Genomic DNA, 12,704 nt, shown 5'->3' with positions numbered 1-12,704 from the left:
ATCGCGCACTTTAAAGGGGGAGAGCCAAGAGAGATTAATAGAGACGGGGGTTGGTTTGGGTGTGGGCAAGTAGAAATTTAAATAGGTGCTGGTTGGGGTGGGGTGGCTTGGGTGGCTGGTTTGGTGGAGTGTGGGATGCGTTACAGCACAGAGGGCATTGGGGTAGAAAAAAGAGAGGATGCTTAGGTCATGCAAACCTAGATCGTAAAGGATATTGGTATCCTCACGGCAAATGCCCCCCAAACGGCGGGAGGTGATGCTAAGGACATCACCCAGCATGCCCAGATTTTCTTGAATCCAACGGATGGGTGCAGAGTAGATAAAGGTCAGATCGCAGTGTAGGATTTTTTGCCGTTGTTTGGCTAGGGTGTAGAGTTCTTGGGCTTGCACTAGACATGCTCCCAAAGGCTTTTCCACAAAAACATGTTTGTTAGCCAAAAGGGCTTGTTTGGCTAGGGCGTAATGCGTATTTACTGGGGTGATGATCAACACGGCTTGGATTTCTGGATCGCCCAACACTGTAGCAATAGAGGGCGTAACCTGCACATCTTTAAAGTCTCTTTGGGCTTCTTGCAAGCGATCCAAAGAGGTATCGCAAATGGTTTTGAGGGTGAAACGCCCCAAATGGCGCGCGATTTTTTGACCCCAATAGCCATATCCGATCAAGGCTATTTGGAACATCTTAAAGCAAGCGTAACAATCTAGCTGGATTGCCCGCATAAATCCCGCTAGTGGTGATGTTCTTAGTTACCACGCTCCCAGCCCCAATCACCACATGGCTACAAATTTGCACGGGTAAGATGGTCGCATTCGAGCCAATGCTGACATGATCGCCAATGCGGGTTTCTTTCCATGATTGGGGATTGGGGTTAGGGCAACCCTCTTTAAAGAGATCATTGGTGAAGACCACCCCATGCCCGATAAAACAAAATGCCCCAATCTGCACGCACGAACAGATAAAAGTATGGCTTTGGATACGGCTGTGTGCTCCTACTACCACGCCTTTTTGAATCTCACAAAAAGGACCCACAAAAACATGTTCTTTTAAATGACACCCATAGAGATTACAGGGTTGGCACACCACCACACTTTCATCTGCCACCACATCTTTTAGGGGTGTATTTTCTATTAGACGCATCGCTTTCCTTACAAAAGCGTTATCATAACAGATTGAGCCTTTCGTGCGCTTTTAAACCTCAGTTTAAGATAGGCACGTAATTAAATATGCTAGAATAGGGGCTATGCTTGTGGTGGCAAAGCGAGCGATTTAAGGAGAAAGATTGAAAATATTAGTTGTAGATGATAGTTCCACAATGCGCCGAATCATTAGAAATACCCTCCAGCGTTTGGGCTATGAGGACATCATGGAAGCCGAGCACGGGGTGGAAGCTTGGGGGAAGTTGGATAGCAACGACACCACAGGTGTGCTCATCACGGATTGGAACATGCCCGAGATGAATGGACTGGACTTGGTGAAAAAGGTACGCTCTGATGGGCGTTTTAAAGACCTACCTATTATCATGATCACCACAGAGGGGGGCAAGGCGGAGGTCATCACCGCTTTGAAGGCGGGGGTGAATAACTATATTGTCAAGCCTTTTACACCACAAGTTTTAAAGGAGAAATTAGAGGTAGTCTTGGGGACCAATGACTAAGCGAGGTTTGGCGGATTAGAGGCGTGCAAACAGGTTTTTACTTCAAAACTCTCATTTTACCCACTGCCTATCCCGATTTATTTGCAGATTTTTTATTAGATTTTACGCAAGAAGCTATCGAGGAAGATTGCGTGTCTAATTTGGGCGATCACCCCTACCGATACATCGGTGGGGGTAGGCAAGCCCATGTTGTACCCCATGTTGCCTATATTGTCTATTCAGATCAGGAACCTAGTGCCTTGCTCCAAGGCCTTGAGGGGTTTTGCCAGACCTTAGGCGATCAAGACCTGCCAGTTGGTTTTTACTACCATACCAGCACCCACCCCAATTTAGATTGGATCAGTGCCTACCAACAAAGTATCCAACCTATCACTTGCGGGCAATTTTACGTCACGCCCAGTTGGATACCCCCAACAGATACGCCCCTAAAGGTTTTGACAATCGATCCCAGCCTTGCCTTTGGGACAGGACACCATGAAAGCACGCGCATGCTCTTAGAGAGTTTTTCTAGCATGCCAGCAAAGACTTTTAAGGGCAAGTTAGCCTTAGATGTGGGCTGTGGGAGCGGGATTTTAGGTTTGGCTTTAGCCAATTTGGGGGCATGCGTGCATTTGTGCGATACCGACCCTTTAGCCATTGAGCAAGCCCAAAAGAATTTTGCGCGCAACCATCTTAACATCGGGCGTATTTGGCAAGGCTCTTTAAAGCAAGATGCAGTGCCCTATGATCTCATCGCCATCAACATTGTAGCCGATGTGATCCTAGGGCTCTACCCTTCTGTGTGGCAAGCCAGCCATGCGGATACCTTGCTTTTTTTATCGGGCATTTTAGACCAGCATACACATGCTGTTTTAGAGTGCTACACACAGGGTTTTGAGCTATTAGAAAAAAAGATCGAAAATGAATGGGTGAGCTTGTCTTTGAGAGCTAAACCTAGCTGATGAAATCAATTTAAGGAACTTCTATGGAGAACAATAACAAAGGACCGGGCGATCCCAATTCTAAAAAACCGCTCTTGCAAAATCCCTTATTACTTGTGATTTTATTTGTTGTGGTTGCCATCATCGCCATGCGCGTGATGAATAGCGATGAGGGCTTTGGCGATCGCTTTCTCTCTACGAGCACCAAGAACATTAGCTATCACGAGATGAAAGAACTCATTGAGAAAAAAGAAGTCGATAGCGTGAGCATTGGGCAAACCCTCATCAAGGCCACTAGCAAAGAGGGCAATAGCAAGATCATCTATGTCGCCAAACGCGTGCCCGATCTCTCTTTAGTGCCCCTCTTGGACGCGCAAAAAATCAATTATTCCGGTTTCAGTGAGTCTAATTTCTTTACAGACATCTTAGGCTGGCTCTTACCTGTGTTGGTGATCTTAGGGCTATGGATGTTTATGGCAAGCCGCATGCAAAAGAACATGGGCGGGGGGATTTTTGGCATGGGGAGTTCTAAGAAACTCATCAACGCCGAAAAGCCCAAAGTGCGCTTTAACGACATGGCGGGCAATGAGGAGGCTAAAGAGGAGGTTGTAGAAATCGTAGATTTCTTAAAATATCCCGATCGCTACGCTTCTTTGGGGGCAAAAATCCCTAAGGGCGTGTTGTTAGTGGGACCCCCTGGCACGGGTAAAACTCTCTTAGCTAAAGCGGTGGCCGGAGAGGCGAGCGTGCCTTTCTTTTCTATGGGGGGCAGTAGCTTCATTGAAATGTTTGTAGGCTTGGGGGCGAGTCGGGTGCGCGATCTCTTTGACATCGCCAAAAAAGAAGCCCCCAGTATTATCTTCATTGATGAGATCGATGCCATTGGCAAGAGCCGCGCGGCGGGGGGTATGGTGAGTGGGAATGATGAAAGAGAGCAAACCCTTAACCAGCTTTTAGCCGAAATGGATGGCTTTGGTTCAGAAAACGCGCCCGTGATTGTGCTAGCCGCTACAAACCGCCCCGAAATTTTAGACCCCGCCCTCTTAAGACCCGGGCGCTTTGATCGCCAAGTGTTGGTGGATAAACCGGATTTTAACGGACGGGTGGAGATTTTAAAGGTGCATATCAAGCCCGTTAAATTGGCTAATGATGTGGATTTGCAAGAGATCGCCAAGCTCACCGCCGGATTAGCCGGGGCGGATTTGGCCAATATCATCAACGAAGCCGCCTTGTTGGCTGGGCGCAACAACCAAAAAGAAGTCAAACAACAGCACTTAAAAGAGGCGGTAGAGCGGGGCATTGCGGGGCTAGAGAAAAAGAGTCGGCGCATTTCGCCCAAAGAAAAAAAGATTGTCGCCTATCACGAAAGCGGGCATGCAGTCATCTCGGAGATGACCAAGGGCTCGGCACGCGTCAATAAGGTTTCCATCATCCCAAGAGGGATGGCAGCCCTAGGCTATACGCTCAACACCCCAGAAGAAAATAAATATCTCATGCAAAAGCACGAGCTGATCGCTGAAATTGATGTGTTGCTGGGGGGGCGGGCGGCTGAAGAGGTGTTTTTACAAGAGATCTCCACGGGGGCGAGCAATGATTTAGAACGCGCCACGGACATCATCAAGGGCATGGTGAGTTACTATGGGATGAGCGATGTGAGCGGGCTGATGGTACTAGAAAAACAGCGCAATTCCTTTTTAGGGGGGGGCTTTGGGAGTCCTAGGGAGTTTAGTGAAAAAATGGCCGAAGAGATGGACAGCTTCATTAAAAACCTGCTAGAAGAACGCTATAGCCATGTGAAACAGACCTTGAGCGATTATAAGGATGCCATTGAGGTGATGGTGAGCGAACTCTTTGAAAAAGAAGTGATCACGGGTGAGCGGGTTAGAGAGATCATCGCTGAATACGAATCGGCAAATAATTTACAAACCCGTTTGGTGCCCTTAGAAGAACATGCAAGCTGATGTACGCTAATGCCTATTAAGCCTCTCTATCTCTTCCCCAATCTCTTTACGGCTAGCAGTATTTTTTTGGGCATGATGAGTATTCTTTATGCCTCTAGGGGGAGCTTTGTGATGGCGTGTTGGCTAGTTGTGGGCAGTTTGGTATTAGATGGGCTGGATGGGCGTATTGCGAGGCTAACCAACACCACGAGCAAGTTTGGGCTAGAATTTGACTCCCTAGCTGATGTCGTGGCTTTTGGGGTAGCACCAAGTCTGATTGCCTACTTCTATGCCGGGCATTTTTATGGGCGTTGGGGCATGGCAGCTTGTGCCCTATTTGTGATCTTTGGGGCGATCCGTTTGGCGCGTTTCAATGTAACCACCCAAACCACCGATCCCTATTCTTTCATCGGCATTCCCATCCCTAGCGCGGCAGTGTTGGTGGTGTTGGGTGTCCTCATTGATACCAAGTATGGTATTTTGAAAGAGGGTTGGGGGAAGTTTTTTTTAATCTACATTGTGTTCTTGGGTGTGATGATGGTGAGCAATATCCGCTACCCCAATTTTAAAAAAGTGCAATGGAATTTGAAGCTCTTTGTTTTGCTTGTCTTTTTCTTGCTCTTGCTCTTCGTGCGCCCTCTAGAGGTCTTGGGCACTTTTATGTTCTGCTATCTGTTTTATGGGATTATCCGCTGGCTTGTTTTGATGGTAAAAATTATTTTTAAGCACCGATGAAACGCGCGCATTTTTACATTGAGGGCATGACTTGTAGTTCGTGTTCTAGTGGGATTGAGCGATCTTTAGGGCGTAAAAAGTTCATCCAAGAGATCGGGGTGGATTTGATCAGCAAAAAAGCCTTTGTGCTCTATGATGAGAGTCAAGCCAGCCTAGAGGATATTTTCAAGCAAATTGAAAAGTTGGGCTACACGCCCAAATCAAAACTAGAGAAGTCCTCCCAAAACGCGCCTTTTTTAACGCCCAATAAAAAATTGGTTAGCGCAATTCTTTTAAGTGGGTGCGTGCTTTGTTTGTCCATGCTAGCACCATTTCTCCCCCTCCCCCAGACCTTGCAAAACCCTTTTTATAATGGATTGGTGCAACTGATCTTAACTTTAGGGGTCATGCACATGGGGAGGGATTTTTATCTCAAGGGCTTTAGCACGCTCTTTGCGCGCCAGCCCAACATGGATAGCTTGATCGCCATTGGGACAACCAGTGCCCTGCTCTATAGTTTGTTCTTACTCTTTAAAGCCTACCACCATGTGCCTTTGGAGGGCTATTACTTTGAGAGTGTGTGTGTGATTGTGGTTTTTGTGATGATAGGCAAGCGCATTGAAAACGCCTCAAAAGATAAAGCCCTGCAGGCAATGCAGGCCTTAATCAGCCACCAAAGCCCCACCGCCATTAAAGTGCAGGGGCAGGAGAGTGTCGAGGTCTTAATTGATGCGATTCAAGTGGGCGATGTGCTTAAAGTTTTACCCGGGAGCTATATCCCTATAGATGGAATCATCACAGAGGGCGAGGGCGAGATTGATGAGTCCATGCTGACAGGGGAGAGCCTGCCGGTTTATAAAAATGTGGGCATGCCCGTTTTTTCGGGCACGCTCAACACCACCACTTCTTTTTTGATTCAAGCCACGCGCACCAACGCACAAAGCACCTTAAGCAAGATTTTAGAACTCATCAACAACGCACAAGGCTCTAAGGCACAGATTGCGCGCTTAGCAGATAAAGTGGCTGGAGTTTTTGTACCCACTGTAATGGGAATTGCTGGTGTATCCTTTTTAGTGTGGCTAGCTTTGGGAGATTTTGCGCACGCTTTGGAAGTGTTTATTAGCGTGCTGGTGATCTCTTGTCCTTGCGCATTGGGATTAGCAACGCCGATGTCCATTTTAGTAGCTAACAAAGAGGCTAGCCTACTAGGGCTCTTTTTTAAAGATGCCCAAGCTTTGGAAAAGGCGCGCAGTGTGAGCTGTGTAGTTTTTGATAAAACCGGCACCCTCACACTAGGGCAACCCATGGTTAAAGAGGTGATTGCTAAGGAGGGCTTAGATATCCTAGAATTGCTAGGATTGTGTGCCAGTTTGGAGGCACAAAGCGAACATGTCATCGCCAAGGGCATTGTGGCTTATGCTAAGGATCAGGGCATTAGCCTGCAAGAGGTCAAAGAGGTCAAGGTGCAAATGGGTTTGGGCATTAGCGCACGGGTGGGGGATCGCTTGATTTTAGTAGGGAGTTTAGAATATTTTGGTTTGCCCAGTCCCTTTGAGAGCAAGATGAGCGGTATTCAGGTCTTTGTGGGCACGCCCCAAGAGATTTTAGGCGTGATCTTGCTAGAGGACACACTCAAAGAGGGAGTCAAAGAGCATATCAACCAGCTTAAAGCGATGGGCACTAAAACCATGCTTTTAAGCGGGGATCACGCCCAAAATGTGGCGACTCTAGCCCAAGAGTTAGGCATGGATCACTACCAAGCGCAGGCAAAACCACAGGACAAGCTCTATGCTATCGAACAACTCAAGGCACAGGGGGAAGTGGTGATGATGGTGGGCGATGGGATGAATGATGCACCCAGCCTAGCGCGTAGCGATGTCGCCCTAGTGATGGCTAAGGGAAGCGATGCAAGCTTGGAGGTGGCCGATGTGGTGAGTTTCAATAATGACATCCAATCGGTGATCAGTGCTATCAAGCTGAGCACGCTCACCATTGCCAATATCAAACAAAATTTGTTTTGGGCTTTTTGCTATAATAGCGTGGCGATTCCGCTAGCTTGTGGGGTAGCCTTTAAACTGGGGATCATGCTTAACCCCATGTTGGCTAGCTTGGCGATGAGTTTGAGCAGTGTCAGCGTAGTTCTCAACGCCCAACGGCTTAGAGGCGCGCATTTAAAAATTAGAGGATAACATGCAAGAGATTAGCATTAAGGTAGAGGGCATGACATGCCAGCATTGTGTGGATAAGATCGAGAAGTTTGTTGGGGAGTTAGAGGGGGTGAGCCAAATTGAGGTGAATTTGGCAAACAAAGAAGTGAAGGTCAATTACCATGCTCCAGCTAGCCCAGAGGACATTAAAGAGGCGATTTTAGATGCGGGCTACGAATTAGGCTAATTTTTGAAAGTTTTCTTAAAGCGTTTTTACCCCTATGTAAAAGGGCACTACAAGGCTTTTATTGTGGTGTTGCTCTCTTCTGTGGTGGTGGCAGCTAGCACGGCGTGGGGGACTTATCTAGTCAAGCCGACCTTAGATGACATCTTCATTAAAAAAGATGTGCATATGCTCACCATTTTGCCCTTTTTGGTGATTGTGGCGTATTTAGGCAAGAGTGGGGGGATTTATTTGCAGACCTATTTTACCAACTACATTGGGTTAGACATTGTTAAGAAATTGCGTAACCACATGCTTGAACACCTGCTCCAAATGGAGTTGGGGTTTTTCAACCGCACCCAAAAGGGCGAACTCATCGCGCGCATCACAAACGATATCGCCTTAGTGCGTGCTAGTTTGTCTAATTACCTAGCCGAGAGCATTAGAGAAGCCCTCACCATTATAGGCTTAATTAGCGTGGTGATCTATCAAAGCCCCAAATTAGCCCTTGTAGGGCTTGTGATCATGCCCTTAGCCGCCTTCCCCTTAAGCAAGATCATCAAAAAGGTCAAAAGACTCTCCAAAGCAAATCAAGAGAGCAATGCTAGCATGACGGCTAGATTATCTGAGATTTTCCACAGTATCGAGGTGATCAAAACCTCCAATGGCGAAAACCTAGAATTGCAAGCGTTCAAAAAAGAAAACCAACGCTTTTTCCAAATCAGCCTCAATGGAATCAAATACGCCGAAATCTCCAGCCCCTTAATGGAGTTTTTAGGTTCCATCGCCATCGCCCTAGTGATTTATCTAGGCGGGTTGGAGGTGATCAAGGGGCATATTAGCGTGGGGGCATTTTTCTCCTTTATCACCGCTCTTTTTATGCTTTACACACCCATTAAACGCCTTGTTAGGATCGTTTCTAATTTCCAAGAAGCCTTAGTAGCTGGAGATAGGATTTATGAAATCTTGGAGCGTGTACCCGCTATTCAAGATGGCCATCAAGAATTAAAAGAACCCATTGAACGCATTGTATTTCAAGGGGTGAGTTTAACTTATTTGCCCAATCAATTTGCCTTGCAAAATATTAACCTTGATTTGCAAAAGGGGCAGATTATTGCCTTCAAGGGCAAGAGTGGGAGTGGTAAAAGCTCGCTAGTCAATCTCATTTTACGCCTCTATGAGCCCACAAGCGGACAAATTACGATTAATAACACCCCTTTGCAAGATTTGCAACAAAAGAGCTTAAGAGCGCAAATTGGCATTGTAACCCAAAAGGTCTTTATCTTCAGCGGATCGGTGGCGGAAAATGTCGCCTATGGTTTGGAGATTGATACCAACAGAGTTACCAAATGCCTAGAACAAGCGCAGGCCTTAGAGTTCGTGGAGCATTTAGGCGGAATAGAGGGCACTTTAGAGGAATTTGGCACCAATTTGAGCGGGGGGCAACGCCAAAGGATTGCTATCGCGCGCGCCCTCTATAGGGATGCTAGCGTGCTCATTTTTGATGAAGCCACCTCAGCCCTCGATCACGCCACTCAAGAGGGAATCAAGCAGACCATTTATGACCTCAGACATAACCGCCTCATTTTGATGATCTCGCATAACGAGTCCAGTTTGGAGATTGCTAGCCATATCTATGCCCTAGAGGAGGGGGAGCTCCAAACTTCTTAAGACTATGCTATAATAGGAAATTGTTGGATAGGAGAGTGCATGTGGTGGCGGGTTGTTTTATTGGGTGCGTTTTTGGTGGGCTGTAAAAACGATGTTTTCACCCTCCCATATTTGAATTTCACCTATAAAAGTGCTCCTGTTAAAAACAAACCCGATTTGGGTAGCTTGGTAGTTGCACCTGCCCAAGTGGTGTTTTCGCGTGAATTCCTCCCCAAATACTACCAAAAACGCTATGCCAAAGGCCTTCAAGAAGGGATTGCTAAGGTTTTGGATAATAGTGGCTATCAAGTGATTTTGCCCACTAAGAAAAACCCCAACAAAAACCCAAGTGCCCTACAAGCTACGATCACCGGCACAATTCATTTTGCCTTCCAAAATACACCCTCCGATCTCAAAGCCATTAAAGCAATGTTAAAAGCCACCCAGAATGACTATTTGGAGCCAGCAAGAGTATTGCGCATGCTAGAGATTCAGGCACATTTTAAAGTGTGTGAGGGGCCTATCTGCCAGATCATCGCCCAAACTATCCACGAGCCCATTTTAAAGGCTAATCCCATTGATAGCGATCCCAATGAGAGGGGCGGACCCAACCAAAGTTACAATAATGCTATCATAGAGGGGCTCAATCGACTTTATCAAAAGAGCTTACAAGATTTAGAGGTGCAACTGCAAAAACAACTAGAATTGATGAGGACCAATGATGCTATCTAAAGACATTGCCGAGTATGCCAAAGTCAAAAACGAGCTTTATGCCTATGTTTCCTATCTTTTGACTCAAAATATCAAAAATTACCTCAAAGAACCCACGCTCAAATATGTCCAAATTGCTATGGAACGCATCAAGCAAGAGGTGCGGATCAAAGAGGACATTTTTATCTTGGACATGAATGGGAATTTAATTGATCGTGAGGGCAAGATCAAAAGTAGTTTTGCGGAAAACTCTTTGGAGCGAGGCTATTTTTATGAGGCCGTGCAAGAAAAACGCTGTATTTTGACCAACCCCTATCCTACACGCAATAACCGCGGGCTGGTGGTAACGGCAGCCTATCCCATTTACAACAACCAAAACGAATTATTTTTTGTGGTGTGTATGCACATTCCCTTGCGTGTCGCGCTGTCATTAAACTCTTCTTCTAAGTACTACAATGTTTTTGCTGAGGGTAGCGTGGTGATGTATTTTGCCATCTCGGTTACATTGGGTCTGGTGTCTCTGTTGCTTTTTGTCAAGAGCATTTCAAGTCTGACCAATGCGCTAGCACACTTTGATAGTTTTGATGTCAAAGAAGTTTTCCACCCCATTGTTTTGCTCACCCTAGCCCTAGCCACAGTCGATTTGGTCAAAGCCATTTTTGAGGAAGAGGTGCTGGGCAAAAACAGCGGGGATAGCCACCACGCCATCCACCGCACGATGATCCGTTTTTTGGGTTCGATCATCATCGCCCTAGCCATTGAGGCCTTAATGCTGGTCTTCAAGTTTAGCATCAGTGCCCCCAACAAGATCATCTATGCGATCTATTTGGCTAGCGGGGTGTCTGCCCTTTTGGTTAGTCTGGCCATTTATGTTAAGTTTGCCTATGGGGCAGCCAATAACTCAAATAAGAAAAACTAAGACTACAACCAGCGATGCGCCACTAATTCCACCCAAGGCACGCAGAGCACACAAAGAGCGATCAAATACAGCAAGCCAAAAATAAGCCCTAACTTCCAAAATTGCGCGCCCGAGATGTAGTGGCTACCATACCACACCAAAGAGGGCCCCGTGCCATAGGGGGTTAAAATCCCCATCAGTCCTAAGCCCAACATTAAAAAGAGGGCTAATTCTTGCACATTAACACCGGCCATGCCCGCCCCCATGCTAATAAAAAGCGTTAAAAGCGCGCTCACATGGGCAGTGGTGCTAGCAAAGAAATAATGCAAAAGATAAAAAGCAATCACCAAAATCACCACCATGCTAAGACTAGAAAAGCCCAAATTCACCATAAAACTTTGAGTCAAATCCCCCAAATACTGCAAAAAGCCCACACTCTTAAGCCCGCTAGCTAGAGTAATCAGCCCCCCAAAGAGGAAGAAAATATTATAGGCCGCGCTATTGGAAATAATGTCCTTCCAGCTAATGATACGGCTCACCCCCATCAGCACCATCGCTAAAAGCGCGGTCGTGGTCGCCTGCACCCCAAAAGCCTTGCCCCCAATCCAAAGGGCTAGAGTGAGCAGGCTTAAAACACACATCAAAATTTCCTTATGGTGCATTTTGCCCATTTTCTTTAATTCCTCCTTAGCCCATGCGCATGCCTCTTGAGAGCCCTTAAGCGTGGGTTTGCAAAGGTGGTAAGCCAGATAGGGGGTGAGCAAAAAGAGCACTACCCCAGCGGGCAAGAATGCCAAAAACCAGCCCAGCCAAGAGATTTCAGGCACATTGCTTTTTAGCGCGGTTTCCATCGCTAGTAAGTTAGGTGCTAGGGCGGTGAAAAACATAGAGGAAGTTACACAAGTGATTGCAATCCCTACCCACATCAAATACGCCCCCAGTTTTTGGGGTTCTTTGTCCGGGTAGCTCCCCACTAAAGGGGGGATATTGGCCACAATGGGGTAAATGATCCCCCCAGAGCGCGCAGAGTTTGAGGGGATGAAAGGAGCTAGGATTAAATCGGCTAGAGCGACCGCATAGCCCAAACCCAAAGTGGTTTTACCCAAATGAGAGATGAGCCATAGAGCGATACGCTTGCCCAACCCGCTTTTTTCATAGCCCAAACCTAGCATAAAGGCGATGAAGACCAACCAAACAGTTTTATTAGAAAAACCTTTTAAACCCCAATCGATGGCCGCGCTGGGGCTTACATGCTCAGGGCTAGGACCTATGCGCAAGAGCACGCACAACGCCACTCCAATGACAGCCACAAAGGAGGCAGGCACAGGCTCGATAATGAGACCTAAAACCACGCCGATAAAAACACTAAAATACAGCCATGCGGCCAAACTTAGGCCCTCTGGTGCTGGCAAGAAAGAAAGAATTAAGCCCACCCCCACGGGCACAAGGTAACGCCAAAAAGAGAGAATTTGAGACATCTGCATTCCTAGAGGATTTTTAGGTTATTGTAGTCTATTAAATTATCAAAAGGTCTTAATTCTACTATTATTGAGGAAAATCCAATCCCTTATTTGTTTCTGTATTAGGTGGAATACAAAGTTATGGGTTAATGTGTGAGACCAACTCAGGGCATTTGCAAAATATATTGAATATCCACTACTTTTGCAGATTGCAAAAGTTCTAGGGTGCCATCATTTCCTCCATTCTATACTTTTTATACACCATCATATGTGAGTTCATCGGGGAAAAGAGGGAAAGCCCCACCCCCAAAATATTTTTAAGCAAGGTCAGGGAGATACCCAAAATCAAATTTTTTCAAAACTGGTTGAAACAGAAATGAGACTAA

12 protein-coding genes are annotated in these 12,704 nt (G+C 46.5%); 9 read left to right on the top strand and 3 right to left on the bottom strand.

All coding sequences use genetic code 11. From position 1 onward, the window contains the following. Both EAO36_RS02435 and EAO36_RS02430 read right to left on the bottom strand, forming a co-directional pair. A partial coding sequence (locus tag EAO36_RS02435) for a Gfo/Idh/MocA family protein (protein WP_162983246.1) occupies positions 1–720 on the bottom strand: 720 nt, incomplete at its 3' end. Further along, the gene (locus EAO36_RS02430) at positions 683–1,138 is read right to left on the bottom strand and encodes an acyltransferase (protein WP_120947814.1); all 456 of its coding nucleotides are present in this window, start codon (positions 1,136–1,138) and stop codon (positions 683–685) included. The genes EAO36_RS02430 and EAO36_RS02435, both read right to left, overlap by 38 nt. 142 nt (positions 1,139–1,280) lie before the next feature. Here EAO36_RS02430 and EAO36_RS02425 point away from each other — a divergent pair, with 142 nt between their 5' ends. Genes EAO36_RS02425 through EAO36_RS02385 form a run of 9 tightly spaced genes read left to right on the top strand, consistent with a single transcriptional unit; the run spans position 1,281 to position 10,879 of the window. Further along, positions 1,281–1,655 carry a chemotaxis response regulator CheY gene (locus EAO36_RS02425; protein WP_006017263.1) on the top strand — a complete coding sequence of 125 codons (375 nt, stop codon included), beginning with the start codon at positions 1,281–1,283 and terminating at the stop codon, positions 1,653–1,655. A gap of 23 nt (positions 1,656–1,678) precedes the next feature. Beyond that, entirely contained in the window at positions 1,679–2,596 is a 918-nt protein-coding gene (gene prmA / locus EAO36_RS02420; RefSeq protein ID WP_120947813.1) for a 50S ribosomal protein L11 methyltransferase, read from the top strand. Between the two features lie 23 nt (positions 2,597–2,619). Then, positions 2,620–4,536, top strand: a complete 1,917-nt coding sequence (gene ftsH, locus EAO36_RS02415; RefSeq protein ID WP_120955664.1) for an ATP-dependent zinc metalloprotease FtsH — start codon at positions 2,620–2,622, stop codon at positions 4,534–4,536. 9 nt (positions 4,537–4,545) lie between these two features. Continuing rightward, the gene (pssA, locus tag EAO36_RS02410; protein ID WP_120947811.1) at positions 4,546–5,250 is read left to right on the top strand and encodes a CDP-diacylglycerol--serine O-phosphatidyltransferase; all 705 of its coding nucleotides are present in this window, start codon (positions 4,546–4,548) and stop codon (positions 5,248–5,250) included. Next, a complete protein-coding gene (locus EAO36_RS02405) occupies positions 5,247–7,418 on the top strand; it encodes a heavy metal translocating P-type ATPase (RefSeq protein ID WP_120947810.1) in 2,172 nt (723 codons plus the stop codon). Before pssA ends, EAO36_RS02405 begins: the two co-directional genes overlap by 4 nt. Position 7,419: 1 nt before the next feature. Beyond that, positions 7,420–7,623, top strand: coding sequence for a copper-binding metallochaperone CopP (gene copP, locus EAO36_RS02400; protein ID WP_120947809.1), 204 nt, complete (start codon positions 7,420–7,422; stop codon positions 7,621–7,623). A 3-nt stretch (positions 7,624–7,626) separates the two neighbouring features. Continuing rightward, entirely contained in the window at positions 7,627–9,270 is a 1,644-nt protein-coding gene (locus tag EAO36_RS02395) for an ABC transporter ATP-binding protein (protein ID WP_120955663.1), read from the top strand. A 39-nt stretch (positions 9,271–9,309) separates the two neighbouring features. Then, positions 9,310–9,981, top strand: a complete 672-nt coding sequence (locus tag EAO36_RS02390; protein WP_120947807.1) for a hypothetical protein — start codon at positions 9,310–9,312, stop codon at positions 9,979–9,981. Continuing rightward, a complete protein-coding gene (locus tag EAO36_RS02385; protein WP_120947806.1) occupies positions 9,971–10,879 on the top strand; it encodes a PDC sensor domain-containing protein in 909 nt (302 codons plus the stop codon). Before EAO36_RS02390 ends, EAO36_RS02385 begins: the two co-directional genes overlap by 11 nt. A gap of 2 nt (positions 10,880–10,881) precedes the next feature. Here the strand turns inward: EAO36_RS02385 and EAO36_RS02380 are convergent, their stop codons facing one another. Continuing rightward, a complete protein-coding gene (locus EAO36_RS02380) occupies positions 10,882–12,336 on the bottom strand; it encodes a DASS family sodium-coupled anion symporter (RefSeq protein ID WP_120955662.1) in 1,455 nt (484 codons plus the stop codon). Positions 12,337–12,704 lie beyond the last annotated feature (368 nt).

It is taken from the genome of Helicobacter mehlei, assembly GCF_003660265.1.
GTDB lineage: Bacteria > Campylobacterota > Campylobacteria > Campylobacterales > Helicobacteraceae > Helicobacter > Helicobacter mehlei.
This window is presented reverse-complemented; position numbering and strand designations above follow the sequence as displayed.